Here is a 23248-nt window from a genome sequence, read left to right on the forward strand (position 1 = left end):
CCTGGGGAGGGGCGACGCAACGGGGATCATCACTGCACGCCTCGAGGCGCTGCCGATAGGGCGCAGCATGTGGCGCGTGACAAGCAACAAGAACAGGAACGAAGCCATGAGTTCAGGAACCACGACTGTCCGCTATGCTGCGGGCCTCATCGCCATGCTTGGCTGCTTGCCGGCCCTGGCCCAGGATGCGACCCAGGAAACACGACAGGAAGCGATACAGAGCGTTCGGGGGAAACCGGTAGGGCAGGCACCCGAAGCGCAGGATGAGCGACCGCAGATTCAAGCCGCCGCCGAGTACGGCGGGGTGCTCACGCCCAAGGGCCGGCTCATCCTGGAACCCGAGTTCCAGTACGCCCACGAAAGCATCAACCGCATGACCTTCGAGGGGGTCAGCGTGCTCAGCACGCTGCTGATCGGGGTGTTCACCGCCCAGGACGTCGACCGCGACAACTACACGGCCTCCCTGACCGGTCGCCTGGGCTTCACCGATCGTCTGGAACTCGAGATGAAGGTGCCCTATGTCTATCGGGACGAGAACGAGAGGGTCAACGTCCCCATCGAGCAGAGTGAGGACGACGTCTTCAGCATCGACCGCGAGCTCTCCGGCGACAGCCTGGGCGATATCGAACTGGCCGCCCACTATCAGCTGAATCGCGGCCAGAACGGCATGCCCTTCTTCATCGGCAACCTGCGCTACAAGACCACCACCGGCAGGGGCCCCTTCGATATCGACCGCGACAGCGCCGGCAACCCGCTGGAGCTCTCGACGGGCACGGGGTTCCACTCGATCGAGCCCAGTATCACCATGCTGTTGCCGTCGGCACCAGCGGTCTACTTCGCCAACCTGGGCTATGTCTTTCACCTCGAGGACAGTGTCGATCAGCGCCTGACGGACGATGATGGGGACAATATCGAGGTCGGCGACGTCGATCCGGGCGATGCCGTCCGCCTCAGCTTCGGCATGGCCTATGCGATCAATCCACGGACGTCCTTCACGCTGGGCTACAAGAATGACTTCATCGGCAAGACCAAGACCGAATACGTCAATACGGTCACTGGCAGCACCACCCGGGTAGAGTCGCAGACGCTGAACGTCGGCTCCCTGCTGCTGGGCTGGAACTACGCGCTGAGTCCGGATGTGAACGTCAACCTCGGGCTCGAGCTCGGCATCACCGAGGACGCCCCGGACACCACCCTGACCCTGCGCATGCCTATCGGCATGAACGTCTTCTAGGCCGACACCGGGGGCGCGAAATCATCCCACGGAACTGCTGCACAGCGATGTCAAAAGCCCGAGGCTGCCTCTTGCAGGCAGCCTCGGATTGTTATGGCTATGGCCAGATGAGAGAGCGTGGAAAACGTCGGTCTCAGCGCAGGATGCCGGAGAAGGAATCCAGGATCGCGGCCCGCTTCCTGGCCGCATCCAGGGCGCCGATATTGTTGAGCTGAATGTTGATATCGATGCGCTGCTGAATGTCGCGTCCCGAGGCGTTGCTGACCACGCCGCTGATGATGGCATCCCGGGTGATGTTGTGCAGGGCAGTGGTAAAGCCCTTGGCATCGTTCAAGGCGATCCCCGAGAAGTCGGCCAGGCCCGTCAGGTTCACCCCACCGGGGGTCACGTCGGTCACCGATAGCGTGCCGTTACCGACCTGGGTCGCCGTCCCGCCAGGATCACGAAAGGTCTGCGAGACGATATTGGCGCCTGCCCTGGTGAAGTTCACGACGGAGACCAGCTCGACGCGGTTGTCGATCAGGGTCTGCAGACGGGCGCCGAAATCCACATCGAGCCCTCCGAAATTGAAGCCGGCACGCATCTGCCCCAACTCCTCTTCCACGATCACGGCCCCGCGGTGGAAACCGTCCTGGGCGCCGCGAGACCGCGACACCTCGGCATAGAGCCTGTCCGCGTCGTGGAGCGAGACAGGCCCCTGATACTGATGGGAGGCCGATGCCGGCGCCCCCGCAGAGAGCGACCCCTCCTGGGAGGCGGCCGTCAGGAAGAGTGCCGTCGCAAAGGCCCAGCCCAAGCGGCTCGCCGTCGTGTTACCGAAAGCCCGAGAGTTCATCGTGCCATCTCCTCGTTACCGCCCCAGCTCGTTGTACGCGGGCAGGGTCAGGAGGCTGGCACCGACGCTCGAGCGGTTCACGCCCCTGGCGAGCGGGGAGTCGGGGCGAACGGCCCAGTCCTGGTCATGGTTGAAATGCCGGCGGGCCACCTCGATCTCGGCGCGCGCACCGAGGACCGTGCCGTTCCACAGCTGTTCGAACTGCTCGCGAGGCACCACCAGGGTCCCGGCGGCAGGATCTCCCACCAGCACATTGCCGTCATCGATTCCCTTGACGACGACGAAGTGCTTGTAGCCACCGGTGTTCACCATGGTGATGGCCGGAACGCCGATGCGAATGAAGTCGTCCAGCGAGATCCTGAAGCCGTCGGCGTTGAGCCCACGACGATCCAGATAGCGCTTCATGTCCAGCATGGAAAACCCGTGACGCTGAATCTGCTCGGCATCGCCGGCGCGAATCATCGTCTCGAAGACCTCGGCCTCGGTGGTGTCGCGTTGATAGTGGTAGGTCAAGAGCGTCGCCACGGCGGCCGATCCACAGCTGTAATCGTACTCCTGCCGAATCACCCGGTCCCAGCCCTTCTCCTGCAGGCTCTTGGCCTCGACCTGGAAGTTGCCGAACCGATTGGCAATGGTCACCTGGCCGGCGAGAGCGTCAATGCTGCCTGCAATGATCAGCAGTGATGCCAGTCCACAACGAAGGCGTCGATGCACGTTCATGGCAAATCGTCTCTTGGTGGGCGCGTCGTGCGACGAGCGTTCATCGCGTCAGTCCGCAATGAACACGCTGATGCCCACCGCGCTGTTGATGGAGTTGCCGTTGCCGGTCACGGCACTGAAGATACCGGTGCCGCTGTAGCTGCCCAGCGCTTCCGGCGCGAAGGTGATGCTTCCCGAGACCATATTGCCGCCGATATCGAAGGAGGTATCGCTCACTGATGCCTGCATCTTCTGGACGCTCTTGACCGTGTTGACGTTAACGGTCATCTGCCCTTCCCGAGCCCTGCTCCGCTCCATCGTGGAGAGATCCAGCTGCTCCATGGCCGCGAAACCCTCCGTGAAACCTTGTGTCGTGAAACCTTGCGTCATGCGTTCTCCGCCCCCCTCTCCGACCAAGGCGGCTTCGTGGTACAGGGTGGTTGCCGTTTCCGCCTGACCGTCCGGCGCGCCCATCATCATCAACAACGCCGCCAGGAGGAATGGCATCGTCGCCGTGGGGTGATGACGGCCCCTGCCGGGGCAAGAATTGACTGTCGTGCTCTTCATGGCGTGAACTCCCGAAATCCGGCCATAGGGACGCTTCACCGAGGAGCCAGTGGAGTTTCCTCCACCGGCTCCCGACGCTCGCATCATGTCAGCGCGTCATGCGCTCCGGATCAGTTGCCGATGCTCACGTTGCTGTGAGCCGCCACGCTGGTACCGGACAGCTGAGAGTTGTAGAGGCCGGTGGACACGTTCATGTTGTTGATGCCACCGAACACGCCGCCTCCCACGGACACGTTGGCCGCACCGGTGGCCAGGCTGGCTGCCCCGCCGTTGCCGCCGTCACCACCAGTGCCGCCGGCGCCGGCATAGGCATAGGCGTTGCCGCCGGTGCCCTGACCGCCGCCACCGCCGCCGCCGTTACCGGCGCCGCCGTTGCCGGCCACGGCGCCAGCATCACCACCGCTCCCGCCTGCACCCGCCGTGGCGGAACTGCTACCCGTACCGGAGCCGCTGCCTGAACCTGAACCTGCACCGCCGGTTCCGGCAGTGGCGGTTGCCCCGGCACCGGAATCCGAATCGGCCCTCTGTGCTCCATCATCGCCATCATCATTCTCTGCATTGGCGCCGGAGCTGGAGCCTGCGTATGCACCGGCATTGCCACCCTCGCCGGTACCGAAGCCCATACCGAAGCCGGTACCGGTACTACCTGAATCTCCACCCGAGGCGTCGGTCCAGGTCGATGCACCGGCGTCACCGCCATTACCGCCATTGCCATCACCACCATGGCCGCCGATACCCATGCCAAGGCTGGCCGACATGGCACCGCCACCCTCACCACCGGTCGCCCCAGCCGCACCGCGGGCCCCGCTGATGCTGATACCGGCACCATTGACGGTGGAGTTGAGTTCCTGGATGGAGATGACACTGGTCGAGGTGTTGTAGGATTCGCTCATGGCCCAGGCGTCACCACCGCGGCCAGTCGAGCCACCCATGCCACCTGCGCCGGACCCTGCTGCATATCCGCCAGTGCCGGCACCACCGTTCCCGCCGTTCCCGCCGGAGTCGTCAACAGCGCCGTCGGCACTGCCGCCGGTACCACCGCCCGCATAGCCCATACCGAATCCGGCGCCACCGTTGGCACTACCGCTGTTGCCGCCGGTCGCATTGGCATTCGAATCCACTTCCTGGTCGATGTCATCTGCATAACCGGCACTCGGGTTCGCGTGCGCCGTGGAGATGGCCATTACCAGGGCCAGCAAGGGCGTACCCGCGAGTACAAGATACTTTTTCATGATCATGTCTCCATTTGTTGTGTCTGCTGCAGCCTGCGAACTCGCGCCAGCGTCCCAACTCATAATGGAGGACCCTTGAATGACGCTTCCCGCTCGCAGTCTTCAAGACAGGAGCATGAACCGTGCCAACGACCTCTCGTCACAGATGTAAGCAACTGTAAGAGTGAGAAATTTATACATCTCGCGTACTTCCGGGCCGATAGGGATGTCCGGCCACCCATTTGTTGCGGAACCGTGAGTGCTCCATGACCTGAACACAGGACCGGGAGATTGGCGCGAAGGGGCTTTTATTCTCTTGAAAAACAATCCGTTAACGACGTTCGGCAGAGTGCCTCGAGAACGTTACAGTGCCGGCAGGAAAGCCCGTCGAGGCGAGGCGGCTCTCCGTCGGGAGGGTCGGACTGGCCGCTGCCCCGTCACACCATTACGCTGAGCGAGACCTCAGTCAGTCGCGTGCCGGCTCACCGGCCTATGGAGCGGACATGAGCGAAAGAAAGCGCATAGATCTGGCCCTGCAGGGGGGCGGTGCTCACGGCGCCTTTACCTGGGGAGTGATGGACCGCCTGCTCGAGGACGAGCGCATCGAAATCGAGGGCATCAGTGGCACCAGTGCTGGAGCCATGAACGGCGTGGTGATGGCCGACGCCCTGACCCGTGGCGACGAGGAGACTGCCCGCCTGGCGCTGCGTGACTTCTGGCGTGCGGTGAGCCGAGCGGGCATGGCGAGCCCCGTGCGTCGCACCCCGCTGGACGTGATGACCGGCAACTGGAGCCTCGACCACTCCCCCGGCTATATCGCCCTGGACCTGATGAGTCGACTGGTCTCGCCCTACCACTTCAACCCCTTCAATCTCAATCCGCTGCGGGACATCGTCGCCGAGCGGGTCGATTTCGACCGGGTGCGCGCCTGCGAGCGCCTCAAGCTCTTCGTCACCGCCACCAACGTGCGCAGCGGCAAGCAGCGAATCTTTTCCCGGGAGGAGATGAGTCTCGATGCGGTGATGGCCTCGGCCTGCCTGCCCACCGTCTTCCAGGCCGTGGAGATCGACGGCGAGGCCTACTGGGACGGCGGCTACATGGGCAACCCCTCGCTCTCGCCCCTGCTGCACGACTGCACGGCGGGCGACATCCTGCTGGTGCAGATTACCCCCCTCTACCGTCAGGAGCTGCCCACCAGCGCCGCTGACATCCTCAACCGGCTCAACGAGATCACCTTCAATGCCGCCCTGATCAAGGAGGTGCGCATGATCGCGACGCTGCAGAAGCTGCTCGGCGAGCACGACATCGACATCGGCTGCTATGGCGACGCCAGGCTCCACCACCTCAGCGGCGACGAGCCGCTCTCGCACCTCTCCGTCTCCAGCAAGCTCAATGCCGAATGGGCCTTCCTCTGCCATCTGCACGACCTGGGCCGCGCGACCACCGAGGCCTGGCTGGACGATAACGTCGAGGCGCTGGGCCGGCACTCCACGCTGGACCTGGAAGGCATCTTCCAGGAGGTCGAGCCCCCTCGCTGAGCCAGCGTTGAGGGTTCATCATGATATTGCATTGCAGCATCGACAAACGGCGTCCATGCTCCAATCAGGCCGGTACCCGACAGACCGGTAGCTGGCCAGCCCCCATCCCAGGCCATCAGGAGGTGACACGACAGACATCGAGCGGGACGACAGCGCCAGCGCCCCTGTCACCTCCCTGACATCGCGCGCCGGCAGTGTCGACACCATGACACCAGGAGAACTGCGCCGATGGTACGCATCGACAAGAAGGCCACCCGGCTCTACGTGCTGGACACCAACGTCCTGATCCACGACCCCGCCGCCCTCTACCAGTTCGACGAGCACGAGGTCGTCATCCCCATGACCGTGCTCGAGGAGCTCGACAAGCACAAGAACGGCATCCGCGAGATCGCCCGCACCGCCCGTCAAGTTAGCCGCACCCTCTCGGACCTCACCGCCAACGTCGATATCGACCAGATTCGCGACGGCATTCCCATCCCACGGCTGGTCGGCCCCGAGGGTCGCCTGCGCCTGCTCTGCTACCACGACCTGAAAGCGCTCGATCCGCTGGACGACAGCCCCGACAACCGCCTGCTGGCGGAGACCTGCCGACTGCGCGACGAGCGCCCCGACGCCTCGGTGATCCTGGTCACCAAGGACATCAACCTGCGGGTCAAGGCGGCGGCACTGGAGGTGCCGGTCGAGGACTACCTCACCGACCGCGCCTTCGACGACAGCGACGCCATGACCGACGGCGCCCGGATCTACCCCGACGCTGGCCACGACGGCAGCGGGCTATGGGACAGCCTCGCCGCGGACGTGAAGGTCGAGCGCCAGGAGCAGCGCGTCGTCTACCGCCTCGCCGGCGAGATGCCGCGCGAATGGCACTTGGGCATGCTGGTCTCCGACAGCGACGAGGGGGCCAGCTTCGAGGCCATCGTCCGCGAGGTGGGGCCGAAGCACGCCCACCTGGAGCTGCTGACCAACTACCGCCACGGCGCCAGCGTCTGGGGCGTGCACGCCCACGACAGCCGGCAGAACTTCACCCTCAACCTGCTGATGGACGATGAGATCGACCTGGTCACCATCGCCGGCAGCGCCGGCACCGGCAAGACCTTCATGACGCTGGCCGCCGCCTTCCAGCAGACCCTGGACAGCAAGCGCTTCGAACGCATCGTCTTCACCCGGGCGCCGATCTCCATGAGCGAGGACATCGGCTTCCTGCCCGGCACCGAGGAGGAGAAGATGTCGCCCTGGATGGGCGCCTTCCACGACAACATGGACAACCTGCTGCGCGACGAGCACGACGGCAGCAGCACCTGGAACCAGGACGCCACCCGTCAGCTGCTGGGCTCACGGGTGCAGATCCGCGCCCCCGGCTTCATGCGCGGGCGCACCCTGAACGACACCTTCCTGATCATCGACGAGGCCCAGAACTTCACCCCCAAACAGCTCAAGTCGCTGATCACCCGGGCCGGGCGCAACACCAAGATCGTCTGCCTCGGCAACGTCGGCCAGATCGACACCCCCTACCTCACCGCCAACACCTGCGGCATGGCGGCGGTGGTCCAGCACTTCCGCGACTGGCCCCACGCCGGCCACGTCACCCTGAAGAGCGTCGAGCGCTCGCGCCTGGCCCTGGCCGGCGAGGAGCTGCTCTAGTCGATCGAGGGCCGGAGACGACGAAGGGCCGGCGCCTCTCGGCCCGGCCCTTCCCGATGCTGCGCCACGCGGTGGTCCGCCTCGGCGGATGGCGCGCCGCCATGGGTCATTCCTCAGGCGCCGCGGTTGACCGCCTTCTCGATCAGGGCCTCGCTCTCGCTGCCGGGTCCCTTTCTCAGCACGGACTGCGCCTCGTGCCACAGGCAGACGTAACGGTGGCAGGAGGCGCAGTGCACCTGGTCATCGGGATTCTTGACGCTGGAGACGCGCATCAGGTGACTGCCGCAACTCGGACAGGCAACAGGCAGGCGAAAGTCTTCCGACAGAGACATGGCATGGCTCCTCGTGTTGCGGTGTAGGGGTTACCCATCCTGCCGATCTCGGCGGCGTTTCTCCAGCCATCGGACCATCGATCAGCGAACGTGTTCATGGGGCTCGGGATAGCCCGGCGCCGAGACGAGGCGATTGCGGCCCTCGCGCTTGGCGCGGTAGAGCGCCGCGTCGGCCTGGGAGAGCGCGAAATCGAGGCTCCCCTGCGGGGGGATCACCGCCAGCCCCAGGCTCACCGTGACCCGCAGGCGCTCGCCCTGCACGTCCAGTTCGAGCGCCTGCACCGCGGCACGCAGGCGATCCAGCACGCCCCGAGCCTCCTCCGGCGAGGTATCCACCAGCATGACGGCGAACTCCTCGCCGCCGATGCGCGCGAAGAGATCATAGGGCCGCAGGCAGTCGCGACAGGCCGTGGCGAACGCCTGCAGGGCCAGGTCGCCGGCGGCATGGCCGTGGGTATCGTTGAGCTGCTTGAAGTGGTCGATATCGAGCATGGCCAGGGGCACCGCCCGCCCGTGACGCGCGGCCAGCGCCCGCACGGCCTCGCCGTAGTCGAAGAAGGCGCGACGATTGAGCACCCCGGTGAGCATGTCGGTGCGGACCAGTTTCTGGGTGCGCTGCTCCTCGTCCTTGCGCGCGGTAATGTCCAGCAGCACGCCGTCCCAGCGGGTATCGCCGTCGCGCTGCCGGCGGGGGGTGGCCCGCCCCTCGATCCAGCGCACCTCGTCACCGAGGGAGAGGCGGAACTCCAGCGACCAGGGCGCCAGGCTGACCGCCGACTGCGCCAGGGTGGTGTCGAGGCGCTGACGATCGTCCTCGTGCAGCCTTCCCAGCAGCGTCTCGGCGCTCTTCACCGCCTCCCGTGACGGGAGCCCCGCCAGCGCCTGGAGCCCGGCACTGAGGTAGCGGAACTCGAGATCGCCCCGCGCCGACTGGCGAAGCTGGAAGACCACGCCGGGCAGCCGGTCCACCGTGCCCTGGAGGGCGGTGAGCCGGTCATGATCGTCGACGGCGCTCCGATGCAGCACGGTGATGTCCTGCAGGGTGATCAGCAGGCGCAGCGGCTCGCCGGGACGCGTCTCCAGCGGCTGGAAGACGCCCTGCTGGTGGGTGACCTGCCCGTCGGCCCGGCGACACGTCAGCCCACCGCGCCAGGCGCCACGGCGCGTCACGCTGTGCGCCAGGGCCCGGGCGATGTCACCGTGCAGCGGATCCACATCCAGGCAGGTGACGCGCCGTCCCAGCATCGTGTACGACGGATGACCACTGTAGCGCTCGAAGCCGGGATTGACGCAGAGGATGACGCCGTCAGCATCGACGAGCATCGCCACACCCGGGAAGCCGTCCAGCAGCGAGCCGGCCAACGAGGCCCGCTGCCGCCTAGACGACACCCAGTGCCGCCAGTGATCCCTGATGCGTCCCATGCCCACCGTCCCGGGGTTCCCCGCGTCGATCATGAAGGATCTCCCGCCCTTCGTACATCTCACACCCTAGCCCAGGATGGTCGGGACCACATGTTCGACGGTTCGACGGTTCGACGACTCGACGGTTCGACGAGGCGATGGGGCGACGAGCGCTAGAGGCCGAGACGCGCCGCGACGTAGTCCGCGTCCTTGTCCCCCCGGCCCGACAGGTTGACCAGGATATGCCGGTCGGCGGCCAGGGTCGGCGCCGTCCGCATCGCCCAGGCCACGGCATGGGCGCTCTCCAGGGCCGGGATGATCCCCTCGACCCTCGACAGCGTGAGGAAGGCCTCGAGACAGGCGTCGTCGGTGGCACTCTGGTAATCCACTCGCCCCAGCTCCTTGAGGTAGCTGTGCTGGGGTCCCACGCCGGGGTAGTCGAGCCCCGAGGCGATGGAGTGCACGGCCATCGGCTGGCCCGCCTCGTCCTCCAGCACGTAGCAGGCCATGCCGTGGATCTCGCCGGGCCGGCCCAGGGTCAGGGTAGCGGAGTGTCGCGGGGTATCGAGCCCCTCCCCGGCCGGCTCCACGCCCACCAGGTGCACGCCGTCATCCTCCAGGAAGGCGGTGAACATGCCGATGGCATTCGAGCCGCCGCCCACGCAGGCGGTGACATGGTCCGGCAGGCGACCGTGGCGTTCGAGGAACTGTTCCCGTGCCTCGCGGCCGATGATCGCCTGGAAGTCGCGGACCATCTTCGGGAAGGGGTGCGGCCCCACCACCGAGCCGATGGCGTAGATGAAGCGCTGCGGGTCCTTCAGGTACTCCTCGAAGGCGCTGTCCACGGCATCCTTGAGGGTCGCGGTGCCGCGGGTCACCGGCACCAGCGTCGCCCCGAGGATCTTCATCTTGGTGACGTTGGGGTGCTCCTTCTCGATGTCGACCTGCCCCATGTGGATCTCGCAGGGGATGCCCACGAGGGCGCAGGCGGTGGCGAGCGCGACGCCATGCTGGCCGGCGCCGGTCTCGGCGATCACCTTGGTCTTGCCCATGAACTTGGCGAGCAGCGCCTCGCCGAGGCAGTGGTTGATCTTGTGGGCACCGGTGTGGTTCAGGTCCTCCCGCTTGAGGTGGATCTGGGCACCGCCCAGCTGCTCGGAGAGACGCCGGGCATGGAAGATGGGGCTGGGGCGTCCCACGTAGTCGGCCAGCAGGTCGGCCAGCTCGCGCTGGAAATCCTCGCGGTGGCGGATCTCCTCGTAGGCGGCGTCGATCTCGTCCATCACGGCCTTGAGGGCCGGCGGGATCCGCTGGCCGCCGAAACGGCCGAAATAGCCCTGGGCATCGGGAAGCGGGGCAAAGGGAGAGGCATTCATGTGGTCACGGTCCTGGGAGCATGCGGCATCACGTCATGCCATCCTGCCCCGGCGCCATGGGCCTGTCGAGGCGACCTTCGCCGAAGCGTCAGGCGGCGCGCCAGAGCCCTCAGCTGGCCAACCAAAGCCCCAGGTTGAGCAGCCCAAGGGTCGCCAGCAGCAGCGCGACGTTGAGGCCCAGCAGCGGCAGCAGGGGCGCGAGCTCGCCGTCCTCCACCTCCGAGGGCAGGCGCCAGAGGCCGACGACGAGCCGCAGGGCCAGGGGGGCGGCCAGCCACATCGCCCACGCCTCGCCGGGCAGCCGGCCCGCGGCCCAGCCCAGCGGGACCACGAGGAAGGCCGCGAGCACCAGCGCCGCCACCAGGCGCGCCGCCCGCCGGGCGCCCAGCACGATGGCCAGGTGATGGCGACCCACCCGGCGGTCGGGCTCGATGTCCGGCAGCTGGTTGGCCAGCAGCAGGGCGCTGACCAGCAGGGTCGGCACCGCCGAGACGACCAGCGCCGTGGCGGAGAAGGCGCCGGTGAGGGCGTGGTTCGCCCCGACCACCATCAGGGTGCCGAAGCCCACCCCCGGCGCCACCAGGCAGAGCCAGGGCCGGCGGGTCAGCCAGCCGGTGTAGGCCACCACCAGCGCCACGCCGAGCAGGCCGTAGGCGAGCAGCGCGGGCCCGGCGCGCCACAGGCACCAAGCGCCGATGACCACGACCCCGGCCAGGCAGGCGAGCGCGGCACGCCGCACCACCCGGGCCGCACCGGGGTGCGCGGGCAGCGCGCCGCTGCCGCCGGAGAAGGGCGTGCGCCGGGTGGTGGCATCCAGGCCGCTGGCGAAGTCGTGATGCTCGTTGAAGAGGTTCACCGCGGCGTGGGCCAGCAGCGCGGCAACCAGCACCAGCAGGATCGCCCCGCCCTCCGGCGCCCGGCCGTCGAGCCAGGCGCTGGTCACCGCCAGCCCCGCACAGAGCGGCGCCAGCACCAGGAAATTGGGGCGCGCGCAGCGCCAGCAGACGCGCAGCGCGCCCACCGGGGAGGCGGCCGCCGTCACGCGAGCGTCGCGAGCGGGCATGGCCGGCGTCCGCTCAGCGTGCCAGCCGCTCGTCCAGCCAGCGGCCGATGTCGCTGATCTGCTGCGGGCAGAGCGCGTGGGCCATCGGGTAGCGGCGGTAGTGCGCCGGATAGCCCAGCGAGAGCACGCGATCGTACCCGGCCTTGCCCAGCGACTCGGGCACCACTGGGTCGAAGCTGCCGTGATGGACCTCGATGGGCAGCGTGCGGTTGGCCTCGGCGAGCGTCACGCTGTCGGCCGTGGCGAAGTAGGTGGAGAGCGCCAACAGGCCACCCAGCGGCGCCTCGAAGGAGAGCGCCGCCTGGTAGGCCACCGCGCCGCCCTGGGAGAAGCCCGCCAGGATGATCCGGCGGCTGTCGATGCCGTGCTCGATCTGCTCGCGCAGCATCGCCTGGATGCGCTCGGCGGAGGCCAGCAGCTGCGGCTCGTCGATCTGGCGGTCGAGGCTCATCTCCTTGATGTCGTACCAGGCCGGCATGGTCATCCCGCCGTTGACGGTCACCGGGAGGCGCGGCGCATGGGGCAGGATGAAGCGCACCGCGGCCTCATCGGGCAGCGGCAGCGCCGGCACCAGCGGCTCGAAGTCGCGGCCGTCGGCGCCCAGGCCGTGCAGGATGATGACGCAGGCATCGGCCGGCTGGCCGTTCCTCGGCTCGATGATCAGTTCGCCGGGATGATTCATGAAGTCGCCTCCAGGGCCGGAAATCGGGTCGGTCGAAGGACGACACCCTACCGCAAACGCCGCCCGGCGGCGAGCGTGCTCAGAAGGGCCAGAACAGCGGGATCAGGGTCAGCGCCACCAGGGCGATGAGCAGGTTAAGGGGGCCGCCGAGGCGCAGGAAGTCGCCCAGGCGATAGCCCCCGGGGCCGTGGACCATCAGGTTGGTCTGGTAGCCGATCGGCGTCAGGAAGCTCGCCGAGGCGGCGAACATCACCGCCACCACGAAGGGCATGGGGCTCACCCCCAGGCTCTCGGCCCCGGCCATCACCACCGGGAAGGTGATCACCACGGCCGCGTTGTTGGTGACAAGCTCGGTGAGCAGCGCCACCAGCAGGTAGCTCCCCACCAGCAGCAGCCAGGGATTGCCGTCGGCCAGCGACAGCGCCAGGCCGGCCAGCGTGGCCGCGGCGCCCGAACTCTCCAGGGCCGCCCCGAGCCCGAAGGAGGCGGCGATGGTCAGCAGCACCTGGGTGTCGAGTCCGCGCCGCGCCGCGCCGACCGAGCAGCAGCCGGTGGCCAGCGCCAGCAGCGCGCCGAGCATGGCGGCCTTCATCATGCTCATCACCCCGAGGCTCGCCAGCGCCACCACCCCCGCCAGGATGGCCCAGGCCAGCCAGGCCTTCTCGTGGACCGGGCGCGCGGCGCCGTTGACGGTGCTGATCAGCAGGAAGTCCCGGGACTGGCGATGGCGCTCGATGAAGGGCGGGCGCGCCTCCAGCAGCAGCACGTCGGCGGGCTGCAGGCGGATCTGGCCGAGGTTGCCGGCGACCCGCTCGCCGCCGCGGCAGACCGCCAGCACCGCCGCGCCGTAGAGGGTGCGGAAGTGGCCGTCGCGAATGCGCCGGCCGATGAACTGGCACTGGCCGGAGACCACCGCCTCCACCAGGCGACGCTCCTTGAAGTCCTTCTCGAGGCTCGAGGCGCCCTGGCGGGTCGGCACGAGCCCGCGGATCTGCTGCAGCTCCACGGCGCCCTCGCTGGTCCCGGCGAACACCAGCCGGTCGCCGCCCTTGAGGCGCTCGCCGGGCCCCACCACGCTGACGACGTTGCCGTCGCGCTCGATCTCGACCAGGAACAGCGCCTGCAGGTGGCGAAGGCCGGCCTCCTCGACCGTGCGATCCACCAGCGGTCCCTCGGGGGCCACCTCCATCTCGATGGTGAACTCGCGGGGATTGTCGAAGGCCGAGGCGGCGCCCCTCCGGGCCGGCAGCAGGCGCGGCGCCAGCAGCCGCAGGTAGAGCAGCCCCACCAGGGCCACCGGCACGCCGACCCAGGCGATGTCGAACAGCCCCATGGCCAGGGAGGGGTCGCGGTCGACCAGCAGGCCGTGGACCACCAGGTTGGTGCTGGTGCCGAACAGGGTGATGGTGCCGCCGAGGATCGAGGCGAAGCTGAGCGGCATCAGCAGGCGGTGCGCTGGCACGCCGACGCGGCGACTCCAGCTCAGCACCGCCGGGATGAAGGTCGCCACCACCGGGGTGTTGTTGAGCAGGGCGCTGAGCGAGGCGACCGGCAGCAGCAGGCGCAGCAGCGCCCGCCCCTCGCTGCGCGGCCGCCCCAGCACGTGGCGGATGATCAGGTCGATGCCGCCGGTCTCGCGGATGCTGGTCACCAGCACGTACATGAAGGCCACGGTGAACAGCCCCGTGCTCGAGAAGCCCGCCAGCGCCTGGGCCGGCTCGATCACGCCGAGGATCAGCAGCAGGATCACCGCGCCGAGCAGCACGATGTCCGGCCCGACGCGCGAGAAGGCCATCAGCGGGAAGACGGCGATGACGATGGCAAGGGAGAGCCAGGCATCCAGCGGCATGGGGGGATCCGGTCGCGACAGAACGGCTCCCATTGTGACCGCCGACGGTTATTCTAAAAAGTTATTTTTAGAAATCTAGAAATCACTTTTTAGAATAAAGGACCGGAATGCCGCCCACGCAAAAGGCCCGCTTTCGCGGGCCTTTCTCGACTGCCGTCAGGCAGTCACATCAGGGTCGATCGACGTTCAGTCGATGACCTTGATGTTGGAAGCCTGGAGGCCTTTCTTGCCCTGGGTGACGTCGAAGGAGACCTTCTGACCGTCTTGCAGGGACTTGAAGCCGTCAGCCTGAATCTCGGAGAAGTGCGCGAACAGGTCGTCGCCGTTGTCGTCCGGAGAGATGAAGCCGAAGCCTTTAGTGTCGTTGAACCACTTGACGGTACCAGTAGCCATGATCGAATTCCTCGAATAGCGTGAGATTGTGCCGGGAAATACCCGAGTTGCAGTGGGTAAAACAAGAAACTTTCACCGGGAAATCGACGCTATGAGCTTTCGATGACCGCTTGGACGTTCCAATTGCTAACCAACTGCCCGCATAGTGCGCCCTCGCCGAGGGCAGGTCAAACCTTATTTTCGCCGCGTGACGAGAAAGTGAGGAAACGGTGATGAAACCGTGACGCGGCGACGGGGCCGGACGCGCCCCCTCCGCCACGCAGGACGGGCGTCACGGCGAGGCGAGGATCCAGGCCGCGGCCTTCTCGGCGATCATCAGCGTCGGCGAGTTGGTGTTGCCGCTGGTGATGGTCGGCATGATGCTGGCATCGACGACCCGCAGCCCCCGCACCCCCCGGACCCGCAGGCGGGCATCGACGACCGCCTGGGGATCGTCGTCGCGCCCCATCTTCGCGGTGCCCACCGGGTGGAAGATGGTGGTGCCGATGTCGCCGGCCAGCCGCGCCAGGTCGTCGTCGCTCTGGTACTGCAGGCCCGGCTTGAACTCCTCGGGCCGGTAGCGGGCCAGCGCCGGCTGCTCGGCGATGCGCCGGGTGACCCGCAGCGAGTCGGCGGCCACCCGGCGATCCTCCGGCGTGCTCAGGTAGTTAGGGGCGATGGCCGGAGCCTCGCGGGGATCGGCGCTCTTGATGCGCACCGTACCCCGGCTGGTCGGGTTGAGGTTGCACACGCTCGCCGTGATCGCCGGGAAGTCGTGCAGCGGCTGGCCGAAGGCCTCCAGGCTCAGCGGCTGGACGTGGTACTCGAGATTGGGATGGGGCTGATCGTCGGAACTGCGCGTGAAGGCGCACAGCTGGGAGGGCGCCATGCTCATCGGCCCAGAGCGCGTCAGGGCATACTCCAGGCCGATCTTCGCCTTGCCCAGCAGCGAGTTGGCCAGGGTGTTGAGGGTCCTTGCCCCCGTCAGCCGGTAGACCGAGCGGATCTGCAGGTGGTCCTGGAGGTTCTCTCCTACCCCCGGCAGGTCCGCCACCACCGGGATGCCGTGTTCGGCGAGCAGGTCGGCCGGGCCGATGCCCGAGAGCTGCAGCAGCTGCGGCGAGCCGATGGCGCCCGCCGCCAGGATCACCTCGCGACTGGCGCTCGCTGTGACGACTTCGCCGCCCCGTTCGACCGTGACGCCGCAGCAACACGGCTCGCTCCCCCGCCCCTTGGCGAACTCGAGTCCCCGCACCAGGGTGGAGTGCCACAGGGTCAGGTTGTCGCGCTTCTCGACGCCGCGCAGGAAGGCCTTGGCGGTGTTCCAGCGCCAACCCCCGCGCTGGTTGACCTCGAAGTAGTCGACCCCCTCGTTGTCGCCGCGGTTGAAGTCGCGGGTGCGCGGGATGCCGGCCTGCACGGCGGCCGCGGCGAAGTCGTCCAGCACCTGCCATTTCAGGCGCTGGCGCTCGACGCGCCACTCGCCGCCATGGCCGTGGAAGTCGCGGTGGGCTGCATCGGCATCGCCCCCGTCGTCCAAGCGGTAGTGGTCCTCGTGCTTCATGAAGTCGGGTAGGCAGTTCTCCCAGCGCCAGGCGTCGTCGCCGGTGAGCTCGGCCCAGCCGTCGTAGTCGCGGGCCTGGCCCCGCAGGTAGAGCATGCCGTTGATGCTGGAGCAGCCCCCCAGCGTCTTGCCGCGGGGATAGAGCAGGGAGCGGCCGTTCAGGCCCGGGTCGGGCTCGGTGCGAAACCGCCAGTCGGTGCGTGGGTTGTCGATGCAGTAGAGATAGCCCACCGGGATATGGATCCAGTGGTAATTATCGCGCCCCCCTGCCTCGATCAGCAGCACCCGGTTGGCCGGGTCGGCGCTCAGGCGGTTGGCGAGCAGACAGCCGGCGGTGCCGGCGCCCACCACGATGTAGTCGTAGGCGTGTTTATCGTTGGAATGATCGGCCATGGCGTACTCTCGGTAGTGGCGTCGCGTAAACGAAAGGATCGGACCTACTTGGCGGTGGGCATCACGAACTCGGCCCCATGCTCGATGGAATCCGACCAGCGCTGCATGATCGACTTTTGCTTGGTGTAGAAGCGCACGCCCTCCTCGCCGTAGGCGTGGGTGTCCCCGAACAGAGAGCGCTTCCAGCCGCCGAAGCCGTGCCAAGCCATGGGCACCGGGATCGGCACGTTGATGCCGACCATGCCGACCTGGATGCGACGCCCGAACTCGCGGGCCACGCTGCCGCTCTCGGTGAAACAGCTCACGCCGTTGCCGAACTCGTGATCATTGATCAGCCGGATGGCGGTGGCGATGTCGGGCACCCGAACGCAGGCCAGCACCGGGCCGAAGATCTCCTCCTGGTAGAGGGTCATCTCCGGGGTGACGTGATCGAACAGCGAGCCGCCCATCCAGAAGCCCTCGGCGCAGTCGTCGCCGGTCGTGGCGACATCGAGGTCGCGGCCGTCGACGACCAGCTCGGCGCCCTCGGCCACGCCCTGCTCGATGTAGCCGGTGATGCGCCGGTGGGCCTGGGCCGTCACGATGGGCCCCATCTCGGCATCCAGCTCCAGGCCATTCTTGACCTTGAGCAAACGGGCACGCTCGGCCAGGCGCGGCACGACCTCATCGGCCACGTCGCCCACCAGCACCGCCACACTGATCGCCATGCAGCGTTCGCCAGCACTGCCGTAGGCCGCGCCAATCAGCGCATCCACGGCCTTGTCGAGGTCGGCATCGGGCATCACCACCATGTGGTTCTTGGCTCCGCCCAGGGCCTGGACACGCTTGCCGTGGCGGGCACCCCGCTCGTAGATCAGGTTGGCGATCGGCGTGGAGCCGACGAAGGAGAGCGCCTTGACCCCGGGGTGATCGAGCAGCGCCTCCACGGACGCCTTGTCGCCCTGCACCACGTTGAAGACGCCGTCCGGCAGCCCCGCCCGCTTGAGCAGGTCAGCGATCAACAGCGAGGCGCTGGGATCCAGCGGGCTCGGCTTGAGGATGAAGGTATTGCCGGCGGCGATGGCAATCGGGAACATCCACATCGGCACCATGACCGGGAAGTTGAACGGGGTGATGCCGGCCACCACCCCCAGCGGCTGGCGCGTGGTCCAGTTGTCGATGCCGGTGCTGACCTGTTCGGTATAGTCGCCCTTGAGCAGCTGCGGGATGCCGCAGGCGAACTCGACGATGTCGATGCCGCGTGCCACCTCGCCCTGGGCATCGGTGAACACCTTGCCATGCTCCAGGGTGATGGCCCGCGCCAGCTCATCCTTGTGCTCGCCCAGCAGCTGGAGGAACTTGAACATCACCCGGGCTCGGCGGATCGGCGGGGTATCGGCCCAGGCCGGGAAGGCGGCCTCGGCCGCGGCGACGGCCGTGGCCACATCGGCGTGGGAGGCCAAGGCCACCTGACCGGTCACCTGGCCGGTGGCCGGGTTGGTCACGGCCTGGTGCTGACCGGAGTCGCCGGCTGACATTTGCCCATTGATATAATGCTGGATGTTGGCTGTGCTCATGGCGGCCTCGTCTCGTCGTTGTCGGCATCGGGGCTGCGGCGTGACAGAAGCGCCCCACCTGGCGCCTAGACTAGCCCGCTCGTCGCCGGGATCAATTGAGTAATCCAAAACCAGCATATAAGTTTGGCTGATATCACTTCATGCCGAGGAGACGACACCATGCAGGACCTCCAGACCCTGCGTGCCTTCGTCACCGTGGCCAGGCAAGGCAGCGTCTCTCGCGCCGCCGAGCGACTGCACCTGACCCAGCCCGCGGTGAGCCTGAAGCTCAAGCAGTTCCAGGTGGGCCTCGGCCTCATCCTGTTCCAACGCCGCCCCCAGGGGCTGGAACTGACCGCCGACGGCCGCGCGCTGCTTCCCGCCGCCGAGAAGGCGCTGGCGGCCATGGCCGCCTTCGAACAGAACGCCCGGGCCCTGCACAGTACCCTGCGTGGCCGGCTGAAGATCGGTACCATCGTCGACCCGGAGTTCATCCGCCTGGGGGCCTTCCTGCGGCGCCTGGTGGAGCGCGCTCCGCAGCTCGAGACCGAGCTGCACCACGGCATGAGCGGCACCGTGCTGGAGTGGGTGCGACGCGGCGAGCTGGACGTCGGCTTCTTCCTGGCGCCTCCCGGCGAGGGGCCGGGCGCTGCCGAGATCGTCCATTGCGAGCTCACCCGATTCGACTACCACGTGATCGCCCCGGCCGGCTGGGGCAGTCGCCTGGCCGGCGCCGACTGGCCCCGCCTCGCCACCCTGCCATGGATCACCACACCCGACGACTCCGCCCATCACCGCCTCTTGCATGGCGTGCTCGACCCGCTGGGCATCGTGCCCAACGGCGTGGCCCAGGTGGACCAGGAGGCCTGCATGCTCGACCTGGTGCGCGCCGGCGTGGGGCTCAGCCTGGCCCGCGACGCCCTGGCCATGGCCGAGCGCCAGGAACGGGGCCTGGTGGTCGTCGAAGGCGTGCACCTGCCCTGCGCGCTGAGTTTCGTCTGGCGCCGGGATCGCGGCGAGGAGGCGGTGATCGCCGAGGCACTGGAGGTACTGGCCGGCGTCTGGGGCACGTTGACGCCATGACACGGCCACCTCAGACATGACACTTCCATACGGGAAAGGAGCGCCCTGATGGCCGACCTCGAGACCTCTCAACTCGTCCTGATCGGGCTGATCTTCGTCTGGAGCGGCTTCGTGCGCACCAGCCTGGGGTTCGGCGGTGCCGTGCTGTCGCTGCCCTTCCTGCTGCTGGTGCTCGATGATCCGCTGGTCTTCCTGCCGATCATCGCCATCCATCTGCTGATCTTCTCCAGCTGGATCGCCTGGCGCGGCCACCGACAGCTGGTGGCCGAGAACGCCGGCAGGGCGCCGAGCGAGGGCAATATCGACTGGGGCTATCTGCTCAAGGCGATGAAGGTGATGATCATCCCCAAGCTGGTCGGCGTGGTGGGCCTGCTCACCCTGCCGGGCGACGTGCTGACCAGCATCATCTTCGTGATCGTGATGGTCTATGCGGTCGGCTATGTGCTCGACAGGCCCTTTCGTAGCCATAACCGCGTCCTGGACGGCGTGCTCCTGGCGCTTGGTGGCTACGTCAGCGGTACCTCGCTGATCGGAGCCCCACTGATCGTCGCGGTGTTCGCCACCCATGTCGCCACCCACCAGCTGCGCGACACACTCTTCGTGCTCTGGTTCATCCTGGTGCTGATCAAGATGGTCTCCTTCGTGATCGCCGGCGTCGACCTGCAGCTCATCCATCAGCTATGGCTGCTGCCCTGCGCCCTAGTGGGGCATCTGCTCGGCGAGCGTGCTCACCGTTTCCTGGTCGGCAGCCGCACCAATCTCTACTTCCGGGTGCTCGGCGGCGTCCTGATCCTGGTCAGCGTGGTGGGGCTCGTCGGTTCAAGGGGGTAACTCACACGTCGAGGCCCCGGCACCGGGTCAGTCGCGATGCGCCTCGTGGGCCGCGGGCTCGTCGGCGCAGTGGTGGCGGCTCTCCAGCTGGATGGTGGCGTGGGAAAGGCCGTAGCGCTCCACCAGCAGGGCGCGGATCGCCACCAGCGTGGCCTGGCGATCCTCGCCCTCGTCGATAGCCGCATGCAGCGAAACGAGGTGGCGCCCCGGCGTCAGCGACCAGACGTGCACGTGATGCACGTTGCAGACCGCCTCGAGCTGCTCGGGAATCTCGCGGCGCAGCGCCGCGGCGTCGACGCCCGCCGGGGCCCCCTCCAGCAGGATGTGCCCGGACTCCCGGGTCAGCTTCCAGGCGCTGCGCAGGATCAGCAGCGCCACCAGTACCGAGAGCAGCGGATCGATGGGCATCCAGCCGGTGGCCAGGATCACCAGGGCCGCGACGATCGCCGCCACCGAGCCCAGCAGGTCGCCCAGCACGTGCAGGGCGGCGCCGCGAACGTTGAGGTTCTCGCGATCGCCGAAGTGCAGGATGGCGAACACCACCAGGTTCACCACGAGCCCCAGGCCGGCGATCACCAGCATGGTGCCGCCCGCCACCTCCACCGGCGAGAGCAGCCGGCGGATCGCCTCGATGAGAATCCAGGCCACGATGGCGATCAGCGTCAGGCCGTTGACGAAGGCGGCAAGGATCTGCACCCGGTGGTAGCCGAAGCTGCGCTTCTCGTCGGCCGGACGGCGGCTGATGCGGGCGGCGAACCAGGCCAGCGCCAGGGCCGCGGTGTCGGTGAGCATGTGGCCGGCGTCGGCCAGCAGGGCCAGCGAGCCGGAGAGCAGGCCCCCCACCACCTCGGCGACCATGAAGCCGCCGGTCAGCAGGATCGCCCAGAAGAGCCGCCGCTGGCTGTCGTGCCCGGCATGATGGTGATGATCGTGTGCCATGTGCCCTCCCTTGCCAGGGCTCCAGCATACCGCAAGGGCGGGCGTTGAATCGGCACACGTCGCGCGCCGCCCGGCCGCGCCCCTCAGCCGATGAGGGGCGCCACGAGCAGGCCACCGGCCAGCCAGGCCAGGGAGAGCGCCACCATGGCCTGCAGCACGCGGCGGCCCAGGGAGGCGCCGCCGCCCCCGTGGTCATGGTGGTGATGCCCGCCGGCCTGGCGCCCCCGCCACCAGAGCCAGACCAGCCCCGCCGAGGCGGCCAGGAAGCTCAGGTTGAGCACGAAGCCGTAGTTGAACGCGAAGAAGTCGCGCTCGGTGATCGCCCCCGTGCCGCTCCCCTGGGGCAGCCAGCCGAGCAGGTCCATGCCGAGATGCAGCAGCAGCGCCGTCACCACCAGGGTGCTGAGCAGCAGCGCCAGGATGTAGAGCGCCATGCGCCAGCCATAGTAGGTGGCGTTGATGCGCAGCACCGGCAGCACCACCAGGTCGGAGAAGATGAAGGCCATCACCCCGGCGAAGCTCACGCCGTTGTCGAAGAGCACGGCGGCCAGCGGAATGTTGCCCATGGAGCCGATGAAGGTGAAGAAGGCCGCCAGCGGGCCGACCAGCGCCTGCGCCAGCAGGGCGAGGAAGCCGGGGTCGTCGTCACCGGCGCCGAGGAACAGGGCCTGGAAGAAGCTCTCCGGCACGAAGGCGGCGATCACGCCGGCCACGGTGAAGCCGATCAGCACGTCCTTCCAGACCATCTGCCACTCCATGACGTAGGTCTGGCCGATCCGGCGCCAGCCCTCGCGGCTCTTCAACGTCTCTCGCCAGTCGGGGGCGGCCTCGCCCTCGTCCTGCTCGCCGTCTCCCTGCAGGCGCTCGCGCACCCGGGCGATCAGCGCGTCGGGGCGGGTCAGGCGAATGAAGGCCCAGGCCAGCAGGATCAGCAGGATGCCGCCGGCGTACTCGCCGACCACGAAGGGCCAGCCGAGGAAGATCGCGATCACGAACCCCAGCTCCACCACCAGGTTGGTGGAGGCGAGCATGAAGGCCAGCGAGGGCGCGAGGCCCGCGCCCTTCTGGAAGAGCGTGCGGGTGGTGGCCAGGGCCGCGAAGCTGCAGGAGCTGGAGATGAAGCCGAAGAAGCTCGCCAGCAGCATGCTGCGCGGCCCGTCCGTGCCCATGGCACGCTGCATGCGCTGGCGGGTGACCAGCACCTGGATCAGGCTGCTGATCAGATAGCCCAGGGCGAAGGCCCAGAGCGCCATCCAGAAGAACCCCAGGCTGGTGAGGGCCGCTTCGTGCCATAGCGACAGGAAGTGTTCCGTCATCCGCTCCTCCCCGACGGTCGTCGAAAAGGCGGACCGGGGGCCCCGGCCCGCCATGGATGACGATTCAGGCTAAACCCTTGGGTGGCCCAAGGGTCAAGCCGGGGCGACCGGGGCGGCGGCGATCTAGGCGCGCTGGTCGCCGCGCCGGTGGATCACATCACCGGCACGCCGATCAGCCAGGCGTGCAGGTAGAGGGCGAACACCCCATAGGCCGCTAGGCCGATCGCCACGGTGGCCGCGGTGCCGACCACGCTCGGAGCGGCGAGCGCCGCCCGGGGACGCCGCCGGGCCGCGCGGAAGTCGGCCACCGCCCACAGCAGGAAAGCGCCGAAGAGCACGATGTCGGAAAGCCGTCCGTTGGCCAGCAGGTGGGCGAAGGCCCACAGCTTGACCGCCAGTATCATCGGATGGCCGAGCTTCGCCTTGAGGTGGTTGCGCGGCACGTAGGCCGCCACCAGCAGCACGAAGGCAGGTATCATGAACAGCGCGACGGCATGGCCAAGGCCCACCGGCGGCTGCCAGACCCACACCGGGTCCAGGCGCGTCTGGCCGTAGCCCCAGATCGCGAGGGCCAGGCCGAGGAGCGAGACCACCGAGAAGGCCGCCTTCCAGGGCAGCTCGCCCATTCGCTGGATCTGGGCGCTTCGCCAGTCGTCCGCCAGAATGCGCACCGAGTGCGCACCGAGAAAGATCAACAGGCCGAGCAGCATCACGGTCATGGTCAGGGTCTCCATCAATGGAAAGGGGGCCGAGGGGGAACCTCGCCGCCGCCAGCCTAGTCGGTTGA

At 67.7% G+C, this 23248-nt stretch carries 21 protein-coding genes; 5 read left to right on the top strand and 16 right to left on the bottom strand.

All coding sequences use genetic code 11. The features are described from left to right. Positions 1 to 106 precede the first annotated feature (106 nt). Positions 107 to 1234 (top strand): transporter, encoded by a 1128-nt coding sequence (locus C9F13_RS04170; protein ID WP_157955165.1) that lies wholly within the window; start codon positions 107 to 109, stop codon positions 1232 to 1234. A gap of 133 nt (positions 1235 to 1367) precedes the next feature. Here C9F13_RS04170 and C9F13_RS04175 read toward each other — a convergent pair whose 3' ends face one another. The 4 genes from C9F13_RS04175 to C9F13_RS17450 all read right to left on the bottom strand — a co-directional run bounded on the left by C9F13_RS04175 (position 1368) and on the right by C9F13_RS17450 (position 4567). Further along, positions 1368 to 2069 (bottom strand): hypothetical protein, encoded by a 702-nt coding sequence (locus tag C9F13_RS04175; RefSeq protein ID WP_108444940.1) that lies wholly within the window; start codon positions 2067 to 2069, stop codon positions 1368 to 1370. A 15-nt stretch (positions 2070 to 2084) separates the two neighbouring features. After that, positions 2085 to 2789, bottom strand: coding sequence for a C39 family peptidase (locus C9F13_RS04180; RefSeq protein WP_108444941.1), 705 nt, complete (start codon positions 2787 to 2789; stop codon positions 2085 to 2087). 48 nt (positions 2790 to 2837) lie between these two features. Then, the gene (locus C9F13_RS04185) at positions 2838 to 3335 is read right to left on the bottom strand and encodes a hypothetical protein (protein WP_108444942.1); all 498 of its coding nucleotides are present in this window, start codon (positions 3333 to 3335) and stop codon (positions 2838 to 2840) included. 110 nt (positions 3336 to 3445) lie between these two features. Beyond that, positions 3446 to 4567: a hypothetical protein gene (locus C9F13_RS17450; RefSeq protein WP_157955166.1), complete on the bottom strand. Its 1122-nt coding sequence runs from the start codon at positions 4565 to 4567 to the stop codon at positions 3446 to 3448. Between the two features lie 482 nt (positions 4568 to 5049). Between C9F13_RS17450 and C9F13_RS04195 the strand changes: the two genes are divergently transcribed. Both C9F13_RS04195 and C9F13_RS04200 read left to right on the top strand, forming a co-directional pair. After that, positions 5050 to 6084 (top strand): patatin-like phospholipase family protein, encoded by a 1035-nt coding sequence (locus tag C9F13_RS04195; protein ID WP_108444944.1) that lies wholly within the window; start codon positions 5050 to 5052, stop codon positions 6082 to 6084. Positions 6085 to 6312: 228 nt separating this feature from the next. After that, on the top strand, positions 6313 to 7725 hold the full coding sequence (locus tag C9F13_RS04200) for a PhoH family protein (protein ID WP_108444945.1): 1413 nt from the start codon (positions 6313 to 6315) through the stop codon (positions 7723 to 7725). A 113-nt stretch (positions 7726 to 7838) separates the two neighbouring features. Here C9F13_RS04200 and C9F13_RS04205 read toward each other — a convergent pair whose 3' ends face one another. The 9 genes from C9F13_RS04205 to C9F13_RS04245 all read right to left on the bottom strand — a co-directional run bounded on the left by C9F13_RS04205 (position 7839) and on the right by C9F13_RS04245 (position 18313). Continuing rightward, positions 7839 to 8057: a hypothetical protein gene (locus C9F13_RS04205; RefSeq protein ID WP_108444946.1), complete on the bottom strand. Its 219-nt coding sequence runs from the start codon at positions 8055 to 8057 to the stop codon at positions 7839 to 7841. Positions 8058 to 8138: 81 nt separating this feature from the next. Beyond that, positions 8139 to 9512 (bottom strand): sensor domain-containing diguanylate cyclase, encoded by a 1374-nt coding sequence (locus tag C9F13_RS04210; protein WP_108444947.1) that lies wholly within the window; start codon positions 9510 to 9512, stop codon positions 8139 to 8141. A 119-nt stretch (positions 9513 to 9631) separates the two neighbouring features. Continuing rightward, positions 9632 to 10834, bottom strand: a complete 1203-nt coding sequence (trpB, locus tag C9F13_RS04215; RefSeq protein WP_108444948.1) for a tryptophan synthase subunit beta — start codon at positions 10832 to 10834, stop codon at positions 9632 to 9634. 109 nt (positions 10835 to 10943) lie between these two features. Next, positions 10944 to 11897, bottom strand: a complete 954-nt coding sequence (locus C9F13_RS04220) for a prenyltransferase (RefSeq protein WP_108444949.1) — start codon at positions 11895 to 11897, stop codon at positions 10944 to 10946. A gap of 13 nt (positions 11898 to 11910) precedes the next feature. Next, positions 11911 to 12579, bottom strand: coding sequence for an alpha/beta hydrolase (locus C9F13_RS04225; RefSeq protein WP_108444950.1), 669 nt, complete (start codon positions 12577 to 12579; stop codon positions 11911 to 11913). Between the two features lie 79 nt (positions 12580 to 12658). Next, positions 12659 to 14428: an SLC13 family permease gene (locus C9F13_RS04230; protein WP_108444951.1), complete on the bottom strand. Its 1770-nt coding sequence runs from the start codon at positions 14426 to 14428 to the stop codon at positions 12659 to 12661. A 186-nt stretch (positions 14429 to 14614) separates the two neighbouring features. Continuing rightward, on the bottom strand, positions 14615 to 14821 hold the full coding sequence (locus C9F13_RS04235) for a cold-shock protein (RefSeq protein ID WP_021818720.1): 207 nt from the start codon (positions 14819 to 14821) through the stop codon (positions 14615 to 14617). A 271-nt stretch (positions 14822 to 15092) separates the two neighbouring features. After that, positions 15093 to 16757, bottom strand: coding sequence for a GMC family oxidoreductase (locus C9F13_RS04240; RefSeq protein WP_108444952.1), 1665 nt, complete (start codon positions 16755 to 16757; stop codon positions 15093 to 15095). A gap of 44 nt (positions 16758 to 16801) precedes the next feature. Further along, positions 16802 to 18313 (bottom strand): CoA-acylating methylmalonate-semialdehyde dehydrogenase, encoded by a 1512-nt coding sequence (locus C9F13_RS04245; protein WP_108444953.1) that lies wholly within the window; start codon positions 18311 to 18313, stop codon positions 16802 to 16804. A 159-nt stretch (positions 18314 to 18472) separates the two neighbouring features. On the opposite strand from C9F13_RS04245, the gene C9F13_RS04250 reads away from it, so the two are divergent. Both C9F13_RS04250 and C9F13_RS04255 read left to right on the top strand, forming a co-directional pair. Beyond that, positions 18473 to 19375 carry a LysR family transcriptional regulator gene (locus tag C9F13_RS04250; RefSeq protein ID WP_108444954.1) on the top strand — a complete coding sequence of 301 codons (903 nt, stop codon included), beginning with the start codon at positions 18473 to 18475 and terminating at the stop codon, positions 19373 to 19375. Positions 19376 to 19423: 48 nt separating this feature from the next. Further along, positions 19424 to 20206 (top strand): TSUP family transporter, encoded by a 783-nt coding sequence (locus tag C9F13_RS04255; RefSeq protein WP_108444955.1) that lies wholly within the window; start codon positions 19424 to 19426, stop codon positions 20204 to 20206. A gap of 27 nt (positions 20207 to 20233) precedes the next feature. Here the strand turns inward: C9F13_RS04255 and C9F13_RS04260 are convergent, their stop codons facing one another. The 3 genes from C9F13_RS04260 to C9F13_RS04270 form a co-directional block, all read right to left on the bottom strand. Beyond that, on the bottom strand, positions 20234 to 21145 hold the full coding sequence (locus C9F13_RS04260; protein WP_108444956.1) for a cation diffusion facilitator family transporter: 912 nt from the start codon (positions 21143 to 21145) through the stop codon (positions 20234 to 20236). A gap of 83 nt (positions 21146 to 21228) precedes the next feature. Then, complete coding sequence (locus C9F13_RS04265; protein ID WP_108444957.1) at positions 21229 to 22461, bottom strand: permease; 1233 nt, start codon at positions 22459 to 22461, stop codon at positions 21229 to 21231. A gap of 152 nt (positions 22462 to 22613) precedes the next feature. Further along, positions 22614 to 23180: an NnrU family protein gene (locus tag C9F13_RS04270; protein WP_108445349.1), complete on the bottom strand. Its 567-nt coding sequence runs from the start codon at positions 23178 to 23180 to the stop codon at positions 22614 to 22616. Positions 23181 to 23248: the final 68 nt, after the last annotated feature.

Origin of the sequence: Halomonas denitrificans (assembly GCF_003056305.1) — a bacterium.
Classification (GTDB): Bacteria; Pseudomonadota; Gammaproteobacteria; order Pseudomonadales; family Halomonadaceae; genus Halomonas; species Halomonas denitrificans.

Excerpts from the sequence above, each read along its gene's own strand:
- C9F13_RS04250 (WP_108444954.1), top strand. The coding sequence starts at position 18,473 with ATGCAGGACCTCCAGACCCTGCGTGCCTTCGTCACCGTGGCCAGGCAA.
- C9F13_RS17450 (WP_157955166.1), bottom strand. The coding sequence starts at position 4,567 with ATGAAAAAGTATCTTGTACTCGCGGGTACGCCCTTGCTGGCCCTGGTA.
- C9F13_RS04170 (WP_157955165.1), top strand. The coding sequence starts at position 107 with ATGAGTTCAGGAACCACGACTGTCCGCTATGCTGCGGGCCTCATCGCC.
- C9F13_RS04180 (WP_108444941.1), bottom strand. The coding sequence starts at position 2,789 with ATGAACGTGCATCGACGCCTTCGTTGTGGACTGGCATCACTGCTGATC.
- C9F13_RS04255 (WP_108444955.1), top strand. The coding sequence starts at position 19,424 with ATGGCCGACCTCGAGACCTCTCAACTCGTCCTGATCGGGCTGATCTTC.
- C9F13_RS04260 (WP_108444956.1), bottom strand. The coding sequence starts at position 21,145 with ATGGCACACGATCATCACCATCATGCCGGGCACGACAGCCAGCGGCGG.
- C9F13_RS04240 (WP_108444952.1), bottom strand. The coding sequence starts at position 16,757 with ATGGCCGATCATTCCAACGATAAACACGCCTACGACTACATCGTGGTG.
- C9F13_RS04270 (WP_108445349.1), bottom strand. The coding sequence starts at position 23,180 with ATGACCGTGATGCTGCTCGGCCTGTTGATCTTTCTCGGTGCGCACTCG.
- C9F13_RS04235 (WP_021818720.1), bottom strand. The coding sequence starts at position 14,821 with ATGGCTACTGGTACCGTCAAGTGGTTCAACGACACTAAAGGCTTCGGC.
- trpB (WP_108444948.1), bottom strand. The coding sequence starts at position 10,834 with ATGAATGCCTCTCCCTTTGCCCCGCTTCCCGATGCCCAGGGCTATTTC.
- C9F13_RS04205 (WP_108444946.1), bottom strand. The coding sequence starts at position 8,057 with ATGTCTCTGTCGGAAGACTTTCGCCTGCCTGTTGCCTGTCCGAGTTGC.
- C9F13_RS04185 (WP_108444942.1), bottom strand. The coding sequence starts at position 3,335 with ATGAAGAGCACGACAGTCAATTCTTGCCCCGGCAGGGGCCGTCATCAC.
- C9F13_RS04210 (WP_108444947.1), bottom strand. The coding sequence starts at position 9,512 with ATGATCGACGCGGGGAACCCCGGGACGGTGGGCATGGGACGCATCAGG.
- C9F13_RS04265 (WP_108444957.1), bottom strand. The coding sequence starts at position 22,461 with ATGACGGAACACTTCCTGTCGCTATGGCACGAAGCGGCCCTCACCAGC.
- C9F13_RS04175 (WP_108444940.1), bottom strand. The coding sequence starts at position 2,069 with ATGAACTCTCGGGCTTTCGGTAACACGACGGCGAGCCGCTTGGGCTGG.
- C9F13_RS04195 (WP_108444944.1), top strand. The coding sequence starts at position 5,050 with ATGAGCGAAAGAAAGCGCATAGATCTGGCCCTGCAGGGGGGCGGTGCT.
- C9F13_RS04220 (WP_108444949.1), bottom strand. The coding sequence starts at position 11,897 with ATGCCCGCTCGCGACGCTCGCGTGACGGCGGCCGCCTCCCCGGTGGGC.
- C9F13_RS04230 (WP_108444951.1), bottom strand. The coding sequence starts at position 14,428 with ATGCCGCTGGATGCCTGGCTCTCCCTTGCCATCGTCATCGCCGTCTTC.
- C9F13_RS04200 (WP_108444945.1), top strand. The coding sequence starts at position 6,313 with ATGGTACGCATCGACAAGAAGGCCACCCGGCTCTACGTGCTGGACACC.
- C9F13_RS04225 (WP_108444950.1), bottom strand. The coding sequence starts at position 12,579 with ATGAATCATCCCGGCGAACTGATCATCGAGCCGAGGAACGGCCAGCCG.
- C9F13_RS04245 (WP_108444953.1), bottom strand. The coding sequence starts at position 18,313 with ATGAGCACAGCCAACATCCAGCATTATATCAATGGGCAAATGTCAGCC.